This is a genomic window from Stutzerimonas stutzeri (genome assembly GCF_002909485.1).
Classification (GTDB): Bacteria; Pseudomonadota; Gammaproteobacteria; order Pseudomonadales; family Pseudomonadaceae; genus Stutzerimonas; species Stutzerimonas stutzeri_AH.
Window position 1 is genome coordinate 235,209 of sequence record NZ_PPXG01000006.1, and the last position, 20,600, is coordinate 255,808.

The window sequence follows — 20,600 nt, forward strand, 5'->3', positions numbered from 1 at the left end:
CGGCTAGTAGCGCGACAGATCGCGGCACGCGGGGCTGGGCGCAACAGCGAAGCGGTTCTTGCCGGTCGCCTTGGCCCGATACAGTGCAGTGTCGGCGCAATGATAGAGCTGCTCGGCCGGCTGAGCGTCCTGCAACGTCGCGATACCGATACTGACTCCGACCCGAGCCTCCGCATCATGGGGATGCTTGATACCCAGTGCTGCCAGCGCCGTGATCAGCTGTCGGGCAATCCGCTGCGCAGCGGCGTTGTCGCAGTTGTACAGCAGCAATGCAAACTCCTCACCACCGACCCGAGCCACGTGATCCAGCGGCCGCCGCGCGAATGTGCCGAGCAGCTCACTGAAAGTGCGGATCAACGCATCTCCGGCTGGATGACCGAAGGTGTCGTTATAGGCCTTGAAGTCATCCAGATCGAGCAACAGCAAGCTCAACGGCAAACGGTCTCGACGGGCCTGGGCAATACGCTGGGGCAGTGCGCGGTCATGACTGCGCCGATTGGCCAGCCCACTTAGCGCATCATGCTCGGCAACCCACCCCAGCAGCTGCCGCATCAGGAACTGGTCGCGCTGCGAGTACTCGTGAACGTAACGGCTGATGGCCCCGATGATCAGCAGCAGCAGGTAGTAGCTGACGGCGATCCAGTGCTCCGGCATCTGCTCGGCCGGCAAGATCAGGCTGGCAATGGACACATCCGCCAGTACGATCAACACGGCGCACAGCAGCGCCCACCAGAAGGTCACGCCGAGGAAGAAGAACGAACTGACGATCAGCAGGCCGGCGCCGTAGCGGAAGTTCAGCTCGGTCTCGAGTGCTTCGAAACGGATGTCGATCAGCGCGGCGAGAATACCAACCGTCACCAGCAATACCGGAAATACGCGATTGGCCTGGGCGCGAAACCTCCGGCTGTGGAACGTCAGCACCAGCACGACAACGCCCGGAAGAATCTGCAGCACGCGCAGCAGCGTCAGGGTCGTCAGCCAGCCGGTATCGACGAGATTGAAAAACCGATGCTCGCAATATAGGTAACCGGACACGGCGAGGATCAGTAGCAGCGCGGCAAGGCGTTGCGAGGTGCGTGCATGACGATCCAGATAGTGGCGGAACTCCCTCTCCAGTTCTGGCGCGAAGCGCAGCAGCCGGAAACCGCCATGCAGCTGCTGGCCATAGGGCGTATCGCGAAAGTCCTCGACGGAAGGGTTATCAGTCATGTGTCGCATTGGAGGCTCGCAGTATCGGCAGCCGAATGATATCACCGAGCCACTACCAAGTTGAGCGTGGTCCGACCGACGTATGCATCGACTCCGGATGTACCGGTTGGATGCAACACTTGCACTGAGCGTTTGCAGCATCGAATATCGCTGAACATGCACTGCTGGATGTATCCGTGACCGCCCTCCTGCTTGCCCTCTGGCCTTTGTTCGCCCTCATCGTCGCTGGCTATTTTCTGCGCCTGCGTGACTTCCCTAGCGCCGAATTCTGGCCTGGGGCCGAGCGCATCAACTACTTCATCCTCTTTCCTGCCTTGCTGTTCAGCAGTCTGGCCACGGCACCCCTGGATAACCCGGCGTTGCCCCGCCTGGCCGCTGCGGTGATGCTCGCGCTAGGGCTGGCCTGGATTGCCTTGCTGCTAATGAAGCGACTGCGCGGCTGGTCTGCCGGGCGCTTCGGGGCCATTACCCAGGGCGTGCTGCGTTTCAATACCTATCTCGGACTTGCGGCGGTGGGTAGCCTGTTCGGAAAGGAAGGATTGGCGCTGGCCGCGTTGATGCTGGCCTTGATGGTGCCAACGGTGAATGTCATGTCGGTCTGGGCACTGACCGCCGAGCGTGGCGTCAGCGCGCGCGGGCTGCTGCTACCCATCGCCAAGAATCCGCTGATCCTCGCCTGTGTTGCCGGTGCGCTGGTTAACTTTTCAGGCCTGGGTTTACCCGGCGGGACCGACAGGCTGCTGAGCCTGCTGGCCGCCGCCAGTCTGCCGCTGGGCCTGCTCTGTGTCGGCGCGGCGCTAAAACCGCAGGAATTGAGTGGAGAAATTCCGGCGCTGGGCTGGAACAGCGCGATACGCCTGCTGGCCGTCCCGCTGCTGGCTTATGGCGTGGCACGGGCACTTGGCTTGCCCGCCATGGAAACCACGATTCTGGTGCTGTTCTTCGCTCTGCCCACCGCGCCCACAGCGTATGTACTGACCCGCCAGCTCGGCGGTGACAGCCACCTGATGGCCGGCATCATTACCTTGCAGACGCTGCTCGCTGCTGCGAGCCTGCCGCTGGTGCTGACGCTGCTGAATGGATGATCAGCGTGCCACCTGCCCCCGCAGCAGACGCAGCAGCATCAACGCCATGCCGACACCCAGGGCACTGAGCACCAGCAACGGGCCGAGATAGCCGAGAGCATCCTGCAGCCAACCGAGCAGCTGGTGCAGCCATTCGGCACGCCGGGATATTTCGACCGCGACGTAGCCGCCCTGCTCCCAGATCTGATAGGCCGCGTGCAGGGGGATAAGCGTCAGCGGCAGCAGGATCAGGCACAGCCAGTAGCCGCTGCGCCGGTACGCCCCCATCAGCCCCCACGGCAGGTAGGCGGCACGAATCAGCTGGAAGAAGCAGACGATGTAATAGACCACCAGCAGCAGCGCGAAACCGCTTGCCGCGGAGGGCGCGAGCCAGAGTTCACGCAGGGCGGCAGTGCTGATCAGCAGACTGAGCAGGCCCCATAGCAGAAGGAAGAACGTTCTCATCGCAAGTCCCGGTGTCGGCTTTTGGCGAAAGCGCATCGGACCAGAATTCCGAGCGCCATACGCACAACCGCTTCACGAAACAGGCGGCGATGAGCAGCGATCGTGCCGGCTTCGAGCAGCCGCGCACGGTTTAGAACAGACTGAGCTGATCGCCTTTAGGCTCATCGGGCTTGGTCGCCGGCACTACCTCTGTGGCTCTGGTCGGGACGCAGGGGAGCGCCAGCCGCTCGGCCAATCCTGCGGCGCGCTCGGCGCGGGTGTTGACTGCCTCGGCCAGACGCGCCGGCAGTGCCCAGATATCCACCTTGCGTTTGGCCCGAGTGATGCCGGTGTAAAACAGCGAGCGCGTCAGCAATGGACTGGGCTGTTCTGGCAGCGCCAGCAGCACTTCGGTGAACTCCGAGCCCTGGCTCTTGTGCACGGTCATGGCGAAGGCGCTGTCGTGGCTCGGCAGGCGCGCCGGGGCGAAGCCGCGATAGCCCTCGTCGCCCTCGAAGAACACCCGCAGCCCCTGCTCGGTTCTCAGACACAGGCCGATATCGCCGTTGAACAGGCCCAGCGCGTAGTCGTTCTGCCGGACCATCACCGCGCGGCTGGGGTACCAGCGTTCGCGGGCCGGCACACCGAGGCGGCGTTTGAAGCGCGCTTCCAGCGCCTCGTTGATGCCGGTGACGCCAAAGGCGCCCTCGCGCTGGGCAGTCAGCGCGCGAAAGCCGTTGAAGGCCTCGAACGCGGCGGATGGATCGGCCTGGCGTGCGGCCTGCAGATAGGGCGAATAGCCCTGCTCCAGTCGCTCGATCAGCGCCGCGGGGCTGGGCGTCTCATTCCAGGCGAGATCGGCGCGGTTCTCCTGCAGCAGCGCGACCGTGCCCTTGGCGTCGCCGCCATTGATTCGCCGCGCCAGCTCGCCGATGCCGCTATCGCCGGCGAAGCGATGGCTGTGGGTGAGCAGGACCACCGCATCGCCGAGGCGTGAGCGCGGCGTCTCGACCGCTACATTCTGCCCGGTAATGTGTTGCAGATCGACCGCGGCCTGGGTATCGAAACCGCGACCCTCACAAAGCTCGGCGAAGACCGCGCCGGCTTCCACCGCCGCCAACTGGTCCTTGTCGCCTAGCAGAATCAACCTCGCCTTGGGCGGCAGAGCGGCGACCAGCTTGGCCATCAGCGCCAGGTCGACCATCGAGGCTTCGTCCACCACCAGCACGTCCAGCGCCAGCGGGTTGACCGCGTCATGGCGCACCTTCGGGCTATCACCGCGGCTGCCGAGCAGACGATGCAGGGTGCGCGCCTCGTCCGGCAGGGCGTCCTTGACGGCATCGCTGACCGGCAGCTCGGCCTTGGCGTTGCGGATCGCTTCGGCCATGCGCGCCGCCGCCTTGCCGGTGGGGGCCGCGAGGCCGATGGCCAGGCGTTCGCCGCCGGGCTGCTCCAGCAATGCCGCCAGTAAACGAACCACGGTGGTGGTCTTGCCGGTGCCGGGGCCGCCGGAGATCACTGCCAAGCGGCGACGTACCGCCTGGGCCGCGGCTAACCGCTGCCAGTCGGGGCTCTGTTGGTTGAAGGCGAACAAGCGCGCCAAGCTGTCGCTCAGCCGAGCTTCATCGACATCGGGTGCGTCCGCCGCGCGAGCCAACAGCTGTTCCGCCAGCTGCAGTTCATAAGCCTGGTAACGGGCGAGGTAAAGCCGATCGCCCACGAGCGTCAGCGGCGCGTAATCGTCCGGTCCGCCGATCAGTAGCGAGGCCTCAAGTTGCGCACGCCATTGCGCCAGCGAAGGCAAAGCTAGGTCGACTTCAGGCCAGGGTCGCTTGCCGGCTAATCGTTGGAGCGGCAGGCAGACATCCCCCGACGAAAGGGCTTCGCAACACAGCGCAGCGGCGAGCAGCACCGGCTCGGGCGCATCCGGTTCGAGGCGTTGCAGGCTGGCGACGAAGGCGCGCTCCAGGGGACCGAGGGGTAACTCTGAACGAAGCGTCATCGGGTAGGCCTCGATACAGAAGGTGCCAGACGACGGTCCCAACGGTGGGCAGGATCAGCGCGTTCAACGGACGCAAGCTGCCACCCGACAATTTCTACAAACTCCACGTGCATCACTTGCCCTCCTCGAACAACCGATCCAGCGCATCGAGCAGCGCATCGTCCGGCCGCGCGAAATAGACGCCGGCCTCGGGCATGCCGCGCAGGAACAGATAGAAGGCGCCACCGAGCTGTTCGCTGTGGAAATCAGCCAGGCGCTGACGGAGAAAGCGGCGCAGGGCGACCAGATAGATCAGGTATTGCAGGTAGTAGTGCTCGCCCGCCAGCGCCTGCAACAGCCGTTCGCCGCCATAGTAACTCGCGTCAGGTCCGAGCCAGTTGGACTTGTAGTCGGCGATGTACCAACGGCCGTCGTGCTCGAAAGTCAGGTCGATAAAGCCTTTGAGAAAGCCTTTGAGGCTGTCGAACTCCAGCCGCGCCGCCGCTTCGCGCAGTGGAGCAGCGAGGCCGTTGGCCGGATCGATCAATAGGCTGCGCAGCTGCGTCACATCCAGGTCCCGCACCGGAAAGGTGAAGCCTAGTTCAGGCAGGCGTCTGGCCGACTGCAACGCGGCGAGGGTCAGGCCGGCGCCATTCATATCGGTGTCGAGCACCTTTTGCAGATGGCTGATGGCGATTTCCTTCCACTCCAGCGGCAAACCGTAGGCTTGCAAGGCGGGTTCGACCAGCGTCTCCAGCTCGCCTTTGCCCCGCGCCCAGTCTTCGAGGATGGCGTGCAGACAGGTACCGGCCCGCGCACCGCGGGGAAAAGCGAAGAAGCCGCTGCCCGGCTCGCCGGCATCGGGGATGGCCAGGGCGTCGCGGTCGGGTGCTTCCATGTGCATGCCGGCCGCAAGGCCGGAAAAGCTGCCGATCCGCCAGGCGCTGTGCAGGCTGCGATTGAGCTGCGACAACTGCTGAGGCGCCGCCGCACGGCCGGGCCCTTGGGCACTGGCTTCACGCAGCTCCAGCGGCACGCAGGCCATATGACCGTCGCTCCCCTGTACCAGCCGCTCGATGGCCAGGCGCAGGCTGCCGTCGTTAAGGTCGGCCAGATGATTGCCCAGTTCGGTCAGCGGCTGCTCGCCAGGCAGTTCACGGCCGTGCAGCAGCCAGGCCAGGGCACTGCTGTGCAGGCCCTCTTCGGCCAGGCTGCCATCCTTCTTCGGCTTGCACAGGTTGACCGGCCCCCAATGCAGCCAGAGACGATCACGGGCACGGGTCAGGGCCACGTAGGCCAGGCGCAGCTGCTCGGCGAAGACTTCCTGACGGGCGCGTTCGAGATTTTCCTCCAGCTCGCCGCTGCCCAGATCGAGCAGCGGCTGGCCGCTGGCGTCGTGGCAGCGGGCGCTGTCGCGGTTCTTGCCCAGCAGCTTGCCGTCCCAGAGGAAGGGGCAGAACACCAGTGGGTATTCCAAGCCCTTGCTGGTGTGGATGGTGACGATCTGCACCCGCTCGGCATCGCTTTCAAGGCGCAGCAGCGCTTCTTCACCGGCGCCTTCGCTACCACGTTGCTGGTTGAACCAGGCGAGCAGCGGCTCCAACCCCGGACGCAAAAGACTTTCGGCCTGCAGCAATTCGCCAAGGTGCAGCAGATTGGTCAGCCGACGCTCCCCGTCGACACGCGCCAGCAGCCGCTCGGCTACGGCCTGCTCGTCTAGCCAGGCACGGAATACACGCATGAAGCCCTGCTGCTGCCAGAGCTGGTGATAACGCTCTGCGGCTTCGCGCTCGGCATCCCACTGCTGCTGATCGTCCTGACAGCGGGCAAGATCGGCGGCGCTGCGGCCCAGTAGGCGCGTGGCCAGTGCATAGCGCAGCAGCCCTTCGCGGCCGGGCTCGGCGTAGGCGGCCAGCACGGCAGCCAGCTCACCAGCCTCCTCGCTGCGCCAGACGCTGTCGCGCCCACGGCGCACGCTGGGCACACCGCGCGCCGCCAGCTCCTCGGCGATCATCCCGGCCTGTCGATGGTTGGCCACCAGCACGGCAATGTCACCACCCTTGAGCGGCGCGAACACGCCGTCCTTGTCGAAACCGGCGCGGCCCTCGGCGGCGCCCGCCAGTTGCAGGGCGATACGCCGTGCGGTGTCACTTGCCGCCAGCTGCGCGGCCTCGCCCTTGCCCAGCGGATCGTCGCCAAGCCAGACCAACGCCAGCGGCGCAGCTTCGCCCTCCTCCACCAGCCGCAAGCTCGCACGCGGCTTGTCGGCGGCACCCACCGGTGGGTAGCGCAGATCAGGTTGGGCGAACGGCTGCGGATGATCGAACAGCTGGTTCAACGCGGCGATCAGCTCGGGCGTCGAGCGATAATTGGTCGGCAGGTTGAAGGGCTCGCGATCGGCCTGCTGCTTGGCCGTCATATAGGTTGCAAGGTCCGCCCCGCGGAAGGCGTAGATCGCCTGCTTGGGATCGCCGACAAAACACAGCGACGCCTCGCTGGCCTTGGCATAGATGCGATTGAAGATGGCGTACTGGATCGGGTCGGTATCCTGGAACTCATCGATCAGCGCCAGCGGATAGGTGGCGCGCAGCGAGGCCGCCAGGTCCTCGCCGACAGGGCCTTGCAGGGCCAAATCCAAGCGATTGAGCAGATCATCGAAGGCCAACAGCCGCTGCGCCGCCTTGCGCTCCGGCAACTCGCGATTGAGCCGTTCCAGCAGCGCGACCTGCAATGCGATCAGCCTCTGCTTGCCCGCTGGCAGTGCCTCGGCCACCTGATCGGCCAGCTCGTCCAGCGCATGGGCCAGCTCGCACACCGGCGCGTCGAAGCCCTTCTTGCAGGCCTTGCTCAAGGCGCGCACGCCGAACTTGGCCGCGCCATCGGGTAGATCGAACATCACGGCCGGGTCGGCAAAATAGGCGTCGAGTTCGCTCCGCCATGGCGCGAACTTGATGCCCTTGTGAGTGCTCTGGTTCAGCCCGCCGTGGGCTAGCAGTTCGGCGACCCAGGCGGTGCCCGCTTCCTCCCACAGAGCAGCGGCGCGCTGCCAGGCGGCTTCAACCGGGCGCAGGTCGGCGGCAACCGGCGCCCCCTGCGGCTCGACCCGTAGATAGGGCTTGCCCAGATGACTACGCAGCCGCTGGCGCAACCACAGCGGGGTGATGCGGCTCTTCGCCAGGAAGCGCGCCCAGGCCGGATCGGCGGCGGCCAGCTCGCTGCGCCAGGCGTCGGCGAGCAGCGCGTCGATGATCTCGCGGTCATCGGCGGTCAGCTCGCTATCGAAATCGCCACCGGCCTCGAACGCGGCATCCTGCAGGGCGCGCTGGCAGAAGCCGTGGATGGTGAAGATAGCCGCCTCGTCAAAACCGTGTACGGCCAACAATAGGCGACGGCGCGAGGCTTCGTCCGGGTAGCGGGCGTGGAGGCGGTTGAGAAAGTCGTCGTCGCTGGGCGTGCCGTCGTAGACCGCCAGCAGGTCAGCCAGCCGCGCGCGGATGCGCTCGCGCAGCTCGGCGGTGGCCGCGGTGGTGTAGGTGACCACCAGAATCTGCCCCACCGACAGCTGTCGCTCCAGCAGCAGCCGGGCATACAGCGCGGTAAGCGTCCAGGTCTTGCCGGTGCCGGCACTGGCCTCGATCAGCGAGCGGCCGTCGAAGGGCGAATCGAGCAGGTCGAGTTTCATGCTTCCTCCTCGTCTTCAGCCAGCGCATCGAGCGCAGGGCCGATCAATTCCTGAGCCAGTGTTTCGAAGCGCTCGTCCAGCGGATCGCGGTCGCGGAAGGCCAAGGCGTTCCAGGGGTCTTCGGCTTCGGCGGCAATGGGGCTGAACTCGGCGCCGAGCCACGCTTCGCGGGCGCGCTTGCGAGCGCAGTCGATTGGTTCACTGCCGCGGGCCGGCTTGCGGTAGCCCTTGGCGAAGGCATGGCTGCTGCGGGGCAACAACGGCAGCGGTTCGCGGATGGCGCAGCGATAGGCGTCGAGCCAGGGTTCGAGCAGCTCGGCAGCGTTGGCCAGCGGCCCCAGCTGCCAATCACCGGCGGGCGACAGCATCAGGCTGTGGCGCTCGATACCGGGCGTGGCGGACAGGTTGAGCAGCAGATGGCGCAGCCAGAACGGCGGCAGATCCCACTCACCGAGGCGACCGAGCTTCCAGCCAAACAGCCCGGCCGGGGTTACGCCGTCGAGCCAACCATGTATGCGCACGCCAGCCAGGGTGATGTCCACCGGCAGCGGCTCGGGCACTGCTTCTGGGCGCAGTTCGAACAGGCGCGGCGCGAAGGCACGCACCGGCCCGCGCAGCTTGCCCCACAGCGCCTGGCCCAGCTCGCCCGTCGGCAGCCAGCCGGCCGCACAAGCCATGCGCCGTTCATCTTCGTCACTCCAGCCGTGCTCCATCGCCTGCAGTGACAGCCGCCGCAGGCCGTTCCAGGCCGGCATCTCCAGATCGAACGGCTCATCACTGGCGAGCGATTCCTGATCGTCAGCCAGGCGCAAACCGAGGCGCTGTTCGAGCAGGAAGCGCGCCGGATGGCGGAAACACTGCAACAGCTGCGACGGCTCGATAGTCAGCCAGGCGTCATCGGGCTCGGCGAGCAGACTGGCGAACGGCTGCGGCTGGGTCTGCGGTGGCTCGGCCAGACGCCCGGCGGCGCGAAACCAGGGCAGCGAGAAACCGGCGCAGAGCCCATCTCCGAAATTACGCGGTGAGAACGGCTGCAATGGATGGGCAACGAGGATCTTCTGGCTGGCCGTCTTGGGCGCGGACTGGCCGGCACACTCAGAAGCCTCAACAACGGGCAGCATCGCGGTCATGTCCACCGCTTCGAGCACTTCGCTGAGCAGCACCGAAGGCGGCAGCACGGCGTTGTCGCGCGGGTCGCGGCCGACATAGGACAGGTACAACGCTTCGCGCGCCGAAAGCAGGGTTTCCAGCAGCAGGTAGCGATCATCCAGCCGCCGGGCACGGTCGCCGCGGCGTGGATGCCGGCCGATCAAATCGAAGCCCGAGGGCGGCGTACGCCGGGGAAAGGCCCCATCGTCCAGCCCAAGCAGGCAGACCACGCGGAACGGCAAGCTGCGCATCGGCACCATGGTGCAGAAGGTCACCGCGCCGGTAAGAAAGCCCGAGGCGCCACCACCCTGCTGCAAGGCGGTGCTGAGCTGCTGGTGCACCAGTTCCAGCTCGATGGGGCGCGTCAGGTCCGCGGCCTGGGCCTGATCGCGCAACGCCGCGCAAGCTTGGGATAACAAGAGCAGTGTGTCGCCGGCTTCACGCTCGTCGAACAGGGTGTCGATCAGCACTTGCAGGTCATCGGCCCATTCGGCCAGCGGGCGCGGCCGGGCGAGCTGGTCGGCCAGCGTGCCGAGCCGATCGACGAATTCCACCAGCCGCCCCAGCAACTGCCCGCGTGCCCCTTCCAGGGCATCCAATGGCCAATGCTCGCCGAGCAGTGGCGCGTTGTCGCCGGCCAGTTGTGGGGGCGCGGCGAAGCCCAGCAGCAGCCGGTCGAGCCCCTGGCGCCAGGTAAAGGCTGATTCGTCGGGCAACCCCAGGCGAACACGCTGGCAGCCGTCGCGGCCCCAGCGCACACCGGCTTCCCGCAACCAGTCGCGCAGCAGCGGCAGGTCTTCGCTTTCGATCCCGGCGCGCCGGGCAACGGCCGGCTGCTCCAGCCAGGCGAGGATTTCCTCGGCGGCAAAACGACTCTGCGCCAGCATCAGCAATTCAAGGAACGCCTCGATCAGCGGCATCTCGGCGCGCAGGCTGCGGTCGGCCAGGCTGTAGGGAATTCGCGGGCTGCCCTCGCGTGGGGCGAACACGGCTTCGATAAAGGGTGCGTAGCGCTCGATATCCGGGGTCAGCACCACCACCTGATCGGGCGTCAGAGCAGGGTTGGCGGCGAAGCGCGCCAGCAGCTGGTCATGCAGGATTTCCACCTCGCGCAGCGGCGAATGGGCGATATGCACTTCCAGCGAGCGGTCGTTCTCGGCGAGCGTGATGCGCTCATCGGGCTGCCGGGTACGCAGGCGCAGGATGTCGTTCTGCAGCGCGTGCAGCAGGCTGTCGTCGCGCAGGTCTTCGTCCTCGGAATACAGGCCGAACTCCTGGCTGCCTTCGCTGGCGGTCAGGCTGAACAGGGAATCGAAGAAGTCCCGGCCCTGCTTGCCCAAGCTCGCTAACAACGGATGGCCGACATCGAGATACCAGTCATCAGCGCCGCTCTCGGGCTGGCGCGCCAGCTCGCGGATATCACGAATCTCGCCCCAGGCCTCGCGGCTAGGGTTGAGTGCGCACACCACCACATCGATATGCCGCGCCAGGCCGTCGAGCACGCGCAAATGGTGCGGCGGCAGGCTGCTGATGCCGAACACCAGCAAGCGCTCGGGCAGACCGGGCAATGCTTCGTCGCTGTAGAGGCGCTGCAGCAGATCGCCGAGCAGCCGCGCACGGTGCGGGTGGCCGTCCTTGGTCAGCTCGCGCCAGAGCAGCGCCTGCCAGGCTTCGTCAGGACCCAGTTCCTGCATTTCGCCCCGCTCCCACGCCGCCAGCCAGTCGTCGCGATAGAGCAGGTACTGGTCGAAGACGTCTGCGATCTTCGCGGCAAGCGACAACCGACGGCGCTCGTCGCCACCGTCAAGGTACTGCGCCAAGCGCGGCGCAAGTTCGAGATTGGCCGACTCGCAGAGCCAGCCGTAGAGGCGCCAGGTCAGCGTGGTCGGGGAGAACGCCGATTGCTCCGGTAGGCTGCCCAATACGGTACGGCTCAGGTCCCAGACGAACTTGGCCGGCAGCTGAATCTCCAGCTGCATGGCGATGCCCTGCTTGCGCGCCAGTTCCAACGTCAGCCAGCGACCCATGCCCTGGCTCGGTACCACCACCAGCGCCGGGGCGAAGGGATCGGCGAGTGGCTGGGCGAGCAGGCGCGTGGCCAGTTCGCCGAGGGTTTCCAGATCGGGAGCGTGGTAGAGGCTGAGCATGGGCGCACCGCTTGAACGAGAACCGCTAGGTTACAGCCCGTCCCCAACGGGAGCGAGCCGGCGATTTCAGCTTGCATCGGCCATGCGACAGCTCATGTCGTGGCGCATCTCCTCCTTTCGCCCTGCCCTTTTGCTTCTCTCGACCAATATCAATTGCGCCGCCGCTGCCTAGCATGGGACTACGGGGCGGCCGCTCAGTCGCCCGCCATCAGGTCAGGAGTCGTTCATGAACCGGAACCGCAATAAGCTGCTCGCCCTTTCTCTATCTGCCACGCTGGGCGCAGTGCCGCTGCTGCTGCACGCACAGGAGCCAGCCCAGCAGCGGACGCTCGGCTCGGTGGAGCGCAGCCACGCCAGCCAGGCCCGCGCCCTGCTCGACAATGCCGTGCTGACCTTCCAGGCCAAGGGCCCGGAGCAGGCACTGGCCGTCTTCAACGACCGTAACGGCGAATACGTGAACGGCCAGTACTACATCTTCGTGCTCGGCGAGGACGGCACCATGCAGGCCAGTAGTGGTCCTTCGGCCGCCCTAGTGGGGCTGAACGTCGGCGAGCTCAAGGATGCTGCCGGCAAGTCGTTCATCCGAGAAATCCTCGACAAATCGGCCAAGCAGGACAGTGGCGAGGTCGAGTACCAGTGGCTCAACCCGGCCGACAACAAGGTCGAGAACAAGATCAGCCAGTTCCGCAAGGTCGGCGACCATGTGCTCTGCGTCGGTTACTACATTCCGCGCGCCACCGCCGAGCACGCCAAGGCGCTGCTCGACCGCGCCGTGCAGCAGGTCAAGGACAAGGGTGCCGAGGCGGCCTTCCGCAACTTCAACGACCCGCGTGGCGGCTTCGTCTTCAACGACGAGTACGTCTTCGTCATCGGCCTCGACGATGGTCGCTACCGCGCCAGCGGCAGCTCGCCGAACCTGGTGGGTGTCGATGTGCGCAACGTCAACGACGCCGCCGGCAAGCCGCTGTTCAAGGAGATGATCGAACTGGCGCGCAAGCAGGGCTCCGGCAGCGTCGACTATGTCTGGCGCAACCCGGCGACCAATGCGGTCGAGCAGAAGCACACGCTGATCCGGCGGGTCGACGACGTGCTGCTCGGCGTGGGTTACTACACCCGTCCCTGAACGGCGCGCCAGACAGGCGCTTTATGACGTTTCGGTGAACGGGGCCGACGGGCCAGGGTCAATCGAGTATCCCCGGTGAAGATCTGCGTCCTTGTGACGCAGGCTTTCGTCGTTGCTGCTCGATGAGGCAGGAGCCCGACCGATGCTGACCCTGTTGCACCTGTTGTCGTCTATCGCCCTGCTGGTCTGGGGTACGCATATCGTGCGTACCGGGATCATGCGGGTGTATGGCTCGCACCTACGACGGGCGCTCGGCCAGAGCATGGGCAATGCGCCGCTGGCCTTCGGCGCCGGTATCGGCGTCACGGCGCTGGTACAGAGCAGCAACGCCACCGCGCTGCTGGCCATATCCTTCGTCGCCCAAGGCCTGATGGCGCTGCCCACGGCGCTGGCGATCATGCTCGGGGCGGATGTCGGCACGGCGCTGATGGCCCGCGTGCTGACCCTCGATCTTTCCTGGCTATCGCCGCTGCTGACGCTGCTTGGCGTCTGCCTGTTCCTCTCGCGCAAACAGACTCGCGCCGGCCAGATCGGCCGCGTGCTGATCGGCCTCGGCCTGATCATTCTTGCCCTGCAGCTGATCGTGCACGCCGCCGAGCCGATCACCGAGGCGCGCGGCATGCAGGTGCTCTTCTCTTCCCTGGCCGGCGACACCCTGCTCGCCGTGCTGGTGGGTGCGCTATTCGCCGTGCTTTCGTATTCCAGCCTCGCTGCCGTACTGCTGACCTCGACGCTGGCCGGCGCCGGCCTGATCAGCCTGCCGGTGGCGCTCGGCCTAGTGATCGGCGCCAACATCGGCAGCGGTCTGCTCGCCTGGTTCAACGCCAGCCTGCAGCCGGCCTCGGCGCGGCGGGTGGCGCTGGGCAACCTGCTGTACAAACTGGCCGGCCTCATCGTGCTGCCTTTCCTCGTCCCGCTTGTGGCCTGGATGGACGGCCTGGGCTACAGCGCGCAGACCCAGGTGATTGGTTTCCATCTGGTCTACAACAGCCTGCGTTGCCTGGTCCTGCTGCCGACCGTTAAACCGATGGCGAGCCTGTGCGAATACCTGTTACCGGAACGCGCGTTGGACAACGGCGTGGCGCAACCGCGACACCTCGACCCCGCCGCGCTGGACACACCGAGCTTGGCGTTGGCCAACGCCGTTCGTGAAACCCTGCGCATCGGCGACACGGTGGAGCTGATGCTGGCGCGATTGCTTGAGGTGCTGCGCGAAGACCGGCCCGACGCCGGCGAGGAGATCCGCCGGTTGGACGACGACGTCGATGCGCTCTATAGCGGCGTCAAGCTCTACCTGGCACAAATGCCCCGCGAAGACCTGGCCGACCAGGAAGGTCGACGCTGGGCAGAAATCATCGAGCTGGCGATCAACCTCGAACAGGCCGGCGATATCGTCGAACATATGGCGAGCAAGGTGCAGCACCTCAAGACGTCCAAGCGTCGCTCGTTCTCCGACAGTGGGCTGGAAGAACTCGGACAATTGCATGCGCTACTCAGCGCCAATCTGCGCTTGGGCCTTTCAGTGTTCATCTCCGGCGATTCCCACGGCGCTCGGCAGCTGCTGCAGCAGAAACGTCAGTTCCGCAAGCTGGAGCGCGAGCTGGCGCATTCCCATGTGCAACGCCTGCGTCAGCAGGTGGTGGAAAGCATCGAAACCAGCGCCGCACACCTGGAACTGATCGCCGACATGAAACGCCTGAACTCGTTGTTCTGCAGTGCGGCCTATCCAGCGCTGGAAGGCCCCGGTGGGAGCAAGGCACGCCACCCGAGCGAGCCCCGGGCTGCGCGCGACAGGCAAATAAAGGAGCAACCGCTGCCAGGGCGACCCGCTTAGTGGGCTGTCGGGGCGGCGAACGCCGCAACACTGAGTTAGACGAACGCCCGGCTCCTCACCACCAATAAAAAACCCCGGCCATGGATCCATGGCCGGGGTTTCCGATTGCTAGCGACTGCTGCCGATCAACGCTGCTTGCGTCGCCGCTGCAGCCAGACGATGAGCCCGAACAGCAGGAAGCCTGGAGCCCACATCAGCTCCTTCGGCCAGCGATCGACCGGTGCACGTACCGAGAGGATCTGCTGATCGAATTCCAGCCCCGCTTCAGCAGCCGGGCTGCCGAAGGTGACGCTGTCGACCAGCAACTTGCCATCATCCTCGTAGGTCATCAGGCCGATCTTCGCCAGCTTCTCCTCGCCGGAGGCGCCGTCCGGAATCGCCAGCAGCAAGACGAATTCGCGGGAATCACCAACAGCATCCTCGCCGCGTACGCGCATGCGTAGCTGGCTGTCTTCATCGACGCTGCCCAACGCCTCCACCAGCTGCGCCGGAGGGATTTCCTGATAGGGGTCGTGGATGATGTCCATCCAGAACCCCGGGCGGAACAGCGTAAAGGCAACCAGCAACAGCAGTACGCTTTCGTACCAGCGGCTGCGCACCAGGAAGTAGCCCTGCGTGCCTGCGGCGAATACAAGCATGGCGATGGTCGCCACGATGAAGATCAGCACGCCGTGCCAGAAATCCACGCCGATCAGCAGCAGATCGGTATTGAAGATGAACAGGAACGGCAGCGCTGCGGTGCGCAGGCTGTAGTAGAACGCCGTGATACCCGTTCTGATGGGGTCGCCCTTGGACACGGCCGCTGCCGCGAACGAGGCCAGCCCCACCGGCGGCGTGACGTCGGCCATGATGCCGAAGTAGAAGACGAACAGATGCACGGCAATCAGCGGCACGATCAGCCCGTTCTGCTGGCCTAGCGAAACGATTACCGGCGCCAGCAGGCTGGACACCACGATGTAGTTGGCGGTCGTCGGCAGGCCCATGCCGAGGATCAGGCTAAGGAAGGCGGTGAGCAGCAGCATCAGCAGCAGGTTGCCCATCGACAGCAGCTCGACCAGATCGGCCAGCACCAGCCCGACGCCCGTCTGCGAAACGGCCCCGACGATGATGCCCGCGGCCGCCGTGGCGATGCCGATACCGATCATGTTGCGCGCACCGGCAATCAGGCCTTCGCGCAGATCGACGACGCCATCGCTGAAGGTGCCGTGCTCATGGCCACCGTCCTTGCGCAGCAACGACAGCAGCGGGCGCTGGGTGAGCAAAATGAACACCAGCATCACCGAGCCCCAGAACGCCGATAGACCGGGTGACAGGCGCTCGATCATCAGGCACCAGACCAACACCACCACCGGCAGCAGGAAGTGCAGGCCCGAGAGCAGCACCGGCCGGGTTTCCGGCAACTTCTCCAACGGCATGTTCGGGTCTTCATGGGGCAGCGGTGGATTGCTCGCGGCAATCTTCAGCAGGCCGAGGTAAACCAGCGCCAGCAGCACGCCAATCACCCATAAAGCGGAATCGCCGAGCATCGGCTTGAGCCAGCCAAGGCCGTAATAAACACCCAGGGACAGGCCGGAAATCAGCGCGGCGCCAAAGGCGAAGCCGATCAGCCGCTGCATCCAGGGCTTGGCCACACTGGCTCGCGGCAGCGCTTGCAAACCCAGCTTGAGCGATTCCAGATGGACGATATAGATCAGCGCGATGTAGGAGATCAGTGCCGGCAGGAAGGCATGCTTGATCACCTCCACATAGGGGATGCCGACGTACTCCACCATCAGGAACGCCGCGGCACCCATCACCGGCGGCATGATCTGGCCGTTGACCGAAGAGGCCACCTCAACCGCGCCAGCCTTCTCTGCCGAGAAACCGGTGCGCTTCATCATCGGAATGGTGAAAGTACCAGTGGTCACCACGTTGGCAATGGACGAACCGGAGATCAGCCCGGTCATCCCGGAGGCGACGACCGCAGCCTTCGCCGGACCGCCACGGAAATGCCCAAGCATGCTGAAGGCCAGCTGGATGAAGTAATGCCCCGCCCCGGCCCGCTCGAGCAGGGCGCCGAACAGCACGAAAAGAAAGACAAAGCTGGTGGATACGCCCAGCGCAATGCCGAATACGCCTTCAGTGGTGATCCACTGGTGGTTGGCCAGCGCGGTGAAACTGACTCCGCGGTGGGCCAGCAGGCCGGGCATCCAGGGACCAGCGACGCTATAGACGAGAAACACAAGAGCGATGATCGCCAACGGTGGACCGAGGGCGCGGCGGGTGGCCTCCAGCAACAGCGGAATCCCGATGCAGGCGGTGACCAGATCCATGGTGGTCAGGTTGCCGGGACGCTGTGCCAGCTGCTCGTAAGCGATGAACAGGTAGGCAGCCGTGGAGGCGGCAACCAGGCCCAGGGCGATATCGACAAGAGGGACCCGATCTCTGGGCGACTTCTTGAATGCTGGGTAGGCCAGAAACGCCAGTAATAGTGCAAACGCCAGGTGGATGGAGCGTGTCTCGGTGTCGTTCAGTACGCCGAAACCAAGCACGAACGGCAATGGCGAGGCGATCCACAGCTGGAACAATGACCAGAGCAGCGCGAGCCCGGCGATCACCACGGCGATCGGCCCAATGGGCGTGCGCGCACCAACATCCTGGGCGATCAGTTCCTCGGTGGACAGTTGTTTGTCTTGCATGAATTGAGGCCTGTTTTTTCAGGTAACGGAACCGCGAAAACCCGTGGCCATCCGGCGCACGGGTTCTCAGCGAGGCATCGCAACGATCAGGGTCGCGCCAGTGACGCGGCCCTGGCGAGCCTTACAACCAGCCGCGTTCCTTGTAGTAACGCTCGGCGCCTTCATGCAGCGGTGCGCTCAGGCCGACTTCGATCATCTCTTCCGGCTTGAGGTCTTTGAACGCCGGATGCAGACGCTGGAAGCGCTCGATGTTCTCGAACACCGACTTGACCAGCTGATAGACCACTTCGGCATCGACCTTGGCGGTGGTGGACAGTACGGCCTTGCCACCGATGGACTGGGTCGCCTTGTCGTTGCCCTTGTACAGGCCGCCCGGGATCTCGGCCTTGGTGTAGTAGCTCTTCTCCTCCAGCAGCTTGTCGATCTCGGGACCCGTGATCGGTACCAGCACCGCGTCTGTAGTGGTGGTCGCTTCCTGGATCGCACCATTGGGGTGACCGACGAAGTAGGTCATGGCATCGATGTTGTTGTCGCCCAGAGCACTGGCCTGCTCGGCCGGCTTGAGCTCGGCAGCGAGGGAGAAGACCGACTTGTCCCAGCCTTTGACGGCCATGATTTCTTCGAGGGTATCGCGCTGCCCGGAACCGGGGTTACCGATGTTGACACGCTTGCCCTTGAGGTCATCGAGACCCTTGATGTTGGCGCTGCGGCGCGCGAGTACGGTGAATACTTCGCTCTGCAGAGAGAACACAGCCCGGATGTCGTCCATCTTCCCTTCTTTCTCGAAGGGGGTGACGCCTTCCATTGCCTTGTACTGGTGATCGGACTGCATGATGCCGAAGTTGAATTCGCCACTGCGCAGGCCGTTGACGTTAGCCACGCCGCCGCCGCTAGCCGGCGCGTTGCACTTGATGTTTTCCGCATTGCGATTGACGAAGCGGCAGATCGATTGCCCGGCAACGTAATAAACGCCGGTCTGACCGCCTGTGCCGATGGTAACGAACTTCTCTTGCGCCTGTGCCACTGCGCTCAGGCCGGTTCCCGCCAGAGCGGCGGTAAAGATCCATGCCAAGGATTTGCCTTTCATGGATGCACTCCTTTTTGGTTGTTTTCGGATTCCCGGGCATCCCTTGTGAGTCTGCGCGGAACTTGAGTCTAGCAGGCGGCCGCTTTGGGGACAGCCTACGAACCCCGCCATGCCGATCCAGCAATGCTCGTGACCATTGCTAGGACCGGATGGCGGAAAAAGGGTTGCGAGAGGCGGTGCATATTTTTCTGTACATCACCTATACATAACGTACTATCTGTACAAGATTGATGGCGCCTAGCCAGCTGCAGGCAAACCCGACCAGCGGAGTAGGACTTCAGTAGCATTGTGCGGCGCAACCAGCGATATCAATATGCCATCGGCCTCTAGATGAGGAGGCATGCTGATCGGACAGGACCGCGGGCCGCCGACTGAAGCGCCACAGGGACCATCCAGGGGATGGATCAATGCTGGCGCTTTTTTCGTGCCCGTTTTCGGCGAAACAAAACCGATACAAAACGACCCGTAGGGCCGTCCGAAGCAAGGAACCGATCACCACTGGGTGACAAAATCGCAGGAAGCGCGCGAAGCACCTTGAACGTGCATCGACCGAGACGTCCGTGGCGGAACAGAGCAACACGAATCACACGAGTTCACCACCATGCGCATGAACCTCCCGGTCACTGGCCGCGACGTTTCCATCAGCGACACCGCCAACATCCTGTCCACCACGGATCTCAATGGTGACATCACCTATGTAAATCCGGATTTCATCAAGATCAGCGGTTTTGAAGAAAGCGAGCTGATCGGTCAACACCACAACATCGTCCGCCATCCGGATATGCCCACCGAAGCATTCGGCGACCTGTGGGGCTGCGTACGCGCCGGCACGTCGTGGATGGGCATGGTGAAGAATCGATGCAAGAACGGCGATCACTACTGGGTCAGCGCGTTCGTCACGCCGATCAGCCGCAACGGTCGGGTCATGGAGTACCAGTCGGTACGGACCAAACCTCTGCCGGCTCAGGTTGCCGCAGCCGAGCAGCTATATGCGCAGCTGCGCGGCAAGCGCCCACCGGCGGCACTGCGCCGTGCACCGCTCAGCGCCCGAGGCCGTGTCACCATGCTCGCCGCATTGGGCGCTGCGCCATGTGTTGTCGTGGGCATGCTGTTGAGCGGCGTCGACCTTGCCGCCGCCTTAGCCACCGCAGCAGCAGCGGCGATTGGCGCGAGCGGCCTGGCCTATATGGCCCTGGCTCCGCTGCAGCGGCTCGCCGAGCAGGCCCGTCAGGTGGGCGACAACGCGGTGGGGCAGCTGATCTATGCCGGGCGCCGCGACGAGTACGGCCAGATCGCCTTCGCCATGAAGATGCTGGAAACCGAAGCTGGCGCAATGGTCGGCCGCATCGGCGACACCTCGCGTCAGCTAAGCGAACACGCCCAGGAACTGCTCGGTGCCATGGAGAGCAGCAGTAAGAGCGCTTCGCGCCAGCAGAGCGAAACCGACCAAGTGGCAACGGCGATCAACCAGATGGCAGCCAGCGTGCAGGAAGTGGCAAACAATGCCCAACGCACCGCGGAGGCGGCCAGCCGCGCCAACAGCGAAGCAGCAACCGGCACCGAGGTGGTCAACCGTACCGGCGCCGCCATTGGTCAGCTGGCTCAGGATATTCAGCGAGCCGGCGAGGTGATCCACGAGCTGGAGGGGCACAGCAATGACATCACCAAGGTGCTGGACGTCATTCGCGGTATCGCCGAGCAGACCAACCTGCTGGCGTTGAACGCGGCCATCGAGGCCGCCCGCGCTGGCGAACAGGGACGCGGATTCGCCGTGGTCGCCGATGAGGTGCGCAACCTGGCCTCGCGCACCCAGAAGTCAACGCAAGAGATCAACAGCATGATCAGCGCGCTACAAGGCGGCGCCCGCCAGGCGGTGGACGTCATGCAGCGCAGTCGCGAGCAGGCCATGCAGAGCGTCGAACAGGCCGCGCAGGCAGCTTGTTCGTTGCAGGGCATCAATAGCCGGGTCAACGAGATCAGCGAGATGAGCATTCAGATCGCCGCGGCAGTCGAGCAGCAAAGCGCGGTCAGCGAGCACATCAACCAGAACATCGTGAGCATTCGTAGCGGCTCCGACCAACACGTGGCGAGCGGCTTACGCAGCCGGCAGAGCGCGTCGGGCGTTGCTCAACTGGCAGACAGCATGGAAATGCTGGTCCAGCAATTCTGGACCCGCAGGCGCACCTGAACGTGCCGACGGCG

The 20,600-nt window shown here is 64.8% G+C and carries 11 protein-coding genes; 4 read left to right on the forward strand and 7 right to left on the reverse strand.

Annotated features, from left to right (window positions below):
* Positions 1 to 3: 3 nt before the first annotated feature.
* Entirely contained in the window at positions 4 to 1,209 is a 1,206-nt protein-coding gene (locus tag CXK91_RS15925) for a GGDEF domain-containing protein (protein WP_103457085.1), read from the reverse strand.
* Positions 1,210 to 1,385: 176 nt separating this feature from the next.
* On the opposite strand from CXK91_RS15925, the gene CXK91_RS15930 reads away from it, so the two are divergent.
* A complete protein-coding gene (locus tag CXK91_RS15930) occupies positions 1,386 to 2,294 on the forward strand; it encodes an AEC family transporter (protein WP_103457086.1) in 909 nt (302 codons plus the stop codon).
* Here the strand turns inward: CXK91_RS15930 and CXK91_RS15935 are convergent, their stop codons facing one another.
* The 4 genes from CXK91_RS15935 to recC all read right to left on the reverse strand — a co-directional run bounded on the left by CXK91_RS15935 (position 2,295) and on the right by recC (position 11,676).
* Complete coding sequence (locus CXK91_RS15935; RefSeq protein WP_103457087.1) at positions 2,295 to 2,738, reverse strand: hypothetical protein; 444 nt, start codon at positions 2,736 to 2,738, stop codon at positions 2,295 to 2,297.
* A 130-nt stretch (positions 2,739 to 2,868) separates the two neighbouring features.
* Positions 2,869 to 4,719: an exodeoxyribonuclease V subunit alpha gene (gene recD, locus CXK91_RS15940; RefSeq protein WP_103457088.1), complete on the reverse strand. Its 1,851-nt coding sequence runs from the start codon at positions 4,717 to 4,719 to the stop codon at positions 2,869 to 2,871.
* 112 nt (positions 4,720 to 4,831) lie between these two features.
* Positions 4,832 to 8,380, reverse strand: coding sequence for an exodeoxyribonuclease V subunit beta (recB, locus tag CXK91_RS15945; protein ID WP_103457089.1), 3,549 nt, complete (start codon positions 8,378 to 8,380; stop codon positions 4,832 to 4,834).
* Positions 8,377 to 11,676 carry an exodeoxyribonuclease V subunit gamma gene (recC, locus tag CXK91_RS15950; RefSeq protein WP_103457090.1) on the reverse strand — a complete coding sequence of 1,100 codons (3,300 nt, stop codon included), beginning with the start codon at positions 11,674 to 11,676 and terminating at the stop codon, positions 8,377 to 8,379. Before recC ends, recB begins: the two co-directional genes overlap by 4 nt.
* A 226-nt stretch (positions 11,677 to 11,902) precedes the next feature.
* On the opposite strand from recC, the gene CXK91_RS15955 reads away from it, so the two are divergent.
* Positions 11,903 to 12,799 (forward strand): cache domain-containing protein, encoded by an 897-nt coding sequence (locus tag CXK91_RS15955; protein ID WP_103457091.1) that lies wholly within the window; start codon positions 11,903 to 11,905, stop codon positions 12,797 to 12,799.
* A gap of 142 nt (positions 12,800 to 12,941) precedes the next feature.
* On the forward strand, positions 12,942 to 14,633 hold the full coding sequence (locus CXK91_RS15960; protein WP_103457092.1) for a Na/Pi cotransporter family protein: 1,692 nt from the start codon (positions 12,942 to 12,944) through the stop codon (positions 14,631 to 14,633).
* A 125-nt stretch (positions 14,634 to 14,758) separates the two neighbouring features.
* On the opposite strand, the gene CXK91_RS15965 is transcribed toward CXK91_RS15960, so the two are convergent.
* Together CXK91_RS15965 and CXK91_RS15970 are read right to left on the reverse strand one after the other, a co-directional pair.
* Positions 14,759 to 17,311: a TRAP transporter permease gene (locus CXK91_RS15965; RefSeq protein WP_103457093.1), complete on the reverse strand. Its 2,553-nt coding sequence runs from the start codon at positions 17,309 to 17,311 to the stop codon at positions 14,759 to 14,761.
* Between the two features lie 121 nt (positions 17,312 to 17,432).
* Positions 17,433 to 18,398: a TAXI family TRAP transporter solute-binding subunit gene (locus tag CXK91_RS15970; RefSeq protein WP_103457094.1), complete on the reverse strand. Its 966-nt coding sequence runs from the start codon at positions 18,396 to 18,398 to the stop codon at positions 17,433 to 17,435.
* Between the two features lie 601 nt (positions 18,399 to 18,999).
* Between CXK91_RS15970 and CXK91_RS15975 the strand changes: the two genes are divergently transcribed.
* Positions 19,000 to 20,586 carry a methyl-accepting chemotaxis protein gene (locus CXK91_RS15975; protein WP_103457095.1) on the forward strand — a complete coding sequence of 529 codons (1,587 nt, stop codon included), beginning with the start codon at positions 19,000 to 19,002 and terminating at the stop codon, positions 20,584 to 20,586.
* The last annotated feature ends 14 nt before the right edge of the window (positions 20,587 to 20,600 follow it).

Coding starts and splice junctions, on each gene's coding strand:
- CXK91_RS15925 (WP_103457085.1), bottom strand. CDS start 1,209: ATGACTGATAACCCTTCCGTCGAGGACTTTCGCGATACGCCCTATGGC.
- CXK91_RS15935 (WP_103457087.1), bottom strand. CDS start 2,738: ATGAGAACGTTCTTCCTTCTGCTATGGGGCCTGCTCAGTCTGCTGATC.
- recD (WP_103457088.1), bottom strand. CDS start 4,719: ATGACGCTTCGTTCAGAGTTACCCCTCGGTCCCCTGGAGCGCGCCTTC.
- recB (WP_103457089.1), bottom strand. CDS start 8,380: ATGAAACTCGACCTGCTCGATTCGCCCTTCGACGGCCGCTCGCTGATC.
- recC (WP_103457090.1), bottom strand. CDS start 11,676: ATGCTCAGCCTCTACCACGCTCCCGATCTGGAAACCCTCGGCGAACTG.
- CXK91_RS15955 (WP_103457091.1), top strand. CDS start 11,903: ATGAACCGGAACCGCAATAAGCTGCTCGCCCTTTCTCTATCTGCCACG.
- CXK91_RS15960 (WP_103457092.1), top strand. CDS start 12,942: ATGCTGACCCTGTTGCACCTGTTGTCGTCTATCGCCCTGCTGGTCTGG.
- CXK91_RS15965 (WP_103457093.1), bottom strand. CDS start 17,311: ATGCAAGACAAACAACTGTCCACCGAGGAACTGATCGCCCAGGATGTT.
- CXK91_RS15970 (WP_103457094.1), bottom strand. CDS start 18,398: ATGAAAGGCAAATCCTTGGCATGGATCTTTACCGCCGCTCTGGCGGGA.
- CXK91_RS15975 (WP_103457095.1), top strand. CDS start 19,000: ATGCGCATGAACCTCCCGGTCACTGGCCGCGACGTTTCCATCAGCGAC.